Source organism: Robertmurraya kyonggiensis (genome assembly GCF_005116465.1).
Classification (GTDB): domain Bacteria; phylum Bacillota; class Bacilli; order Bacillales; family Cytobacillaceae; genus Robertmurraya; species Robertmurraya kyonggiensis.
Map to the genome: position 1 here is coordinate 1 of NZ_SWBM01000055.1, position 1,306 is coordinate 1,306.

At 46.2% G+C, this 1,306-nt stretch carries 1 protein-coding gene; it reads left to right on the forward strand.

All coding sequences use genetic code 11. The features are described from left to right. Positions 1–973: 973 nt before the first annotated feature. A partial coding sequence (locus FA727_RS25290) for a hypothetical protein (RefSeq protein WP_206663863.1) occupies positions 974–1,306 on the forward strand: 333 nt, incomplete at its 3' end.

The window sequence follows — 1,306 nt, forward strand, 5'->3', positions numbered from 1 at the left end:
AGAGCGAAGGCGGTGGCCAGAGGCGCCAGGTGGAGGCCGATCGGCCTCCCCTCGGCTCCAATGGCCCACCTCCTTCTCTCAAGGGACGGTTATGACGGTTAGGAGGTGGGGCCAGCTGCAACCGACGTCCAAAGGCTATATAAAGGCCCCTCCTCTTCACTCCAAGACACACACTACACACCACTACACATTACTCCACTTGAAGTTTAGGAGCTCTTTCATTTTTCCCTTTTCTTAGTCTAGGATTAGAGTTGGGAGTAGAGTCGAGTCGAGCTAGTTTCGGAGTTCCTCGGAGTTCTGGTAAAGCTCTTGTATCCTTTCCTTCATTTGAAGAGATTAATATATATATATCTTCTATCTTCAGAGCATTTATAAGCTTATCTTTAGTTACCTTCCCTTTTTGGGTTGTTTCCTATAGTTTTAGGTCTAGAGTGTAGTTTAGCTCTATCGGGATTTATCTTGCGGGTTTTCTAGTCTCGACCAAGGCCGTAAGACGCCTTGGAAGGACGGGGTTTTCTTCTGAAGGTACCCAGAGGAAATCCTAACATTAAGTGCAGACGTGGTGTCTGACTTAGTGTTAGCTAGGAAGTGTGTTGCACCCCACGGAACTGATGTGGTAGGCGGCAGGTGGTGACAGCCCTGTCCGTCCTTTGTAGTCCACCACGTTCGGGTGTATTCATAACAGTAGTTGCTGGGCCTGGGGGAACCCCTCTCTCATCCCAGTCTGAGTTCCCCCGCTGCAGTCATCGAAGCAAGCTCTGTTCCCGATATCTAAGCTAGGTTCTGGGTTTAAGGTTATAGTGGCCTAGCTCTGAGTAGAAAGCCTAGTAAGTCCGGTCTCTCCCAGCGTCTTTCCTTTTCTATAGATTTGAGGCTCCTGTGTGTGTGTCGCTGGTCGTTCAGACCTTCTATTTGGTCATTCATTTGACCATTATCCTACACGTAGGTGTATTTATCCCCCTGAGATTAGTGAGTGTTTATTTCTGGAAAGATCTATCTCATTATTCATCAATTCTCTTTAACCAAGGCTTCCCTGCGGAAATATAAATACGATACCCTAGGTTTCCCCAAGGTGAAATGCTACACCGATATATTCTGTGCGCTTGCAGAATCTCTTTCTAAGAGCGACATTATAAATCGAGTACCTTCTTACGTTGATTTAAGAATTGACGTTAAGAAGTGCCAACAAGCATTTCTGGCGCCGTTGCCGGGGAAGCAATTGGCTAAAGACATTGTTGAATTATTTGATAATCTTTACAGATTTATCACCACTAACCTTAGAGAACTTACCCCTGCAAACTCTCGT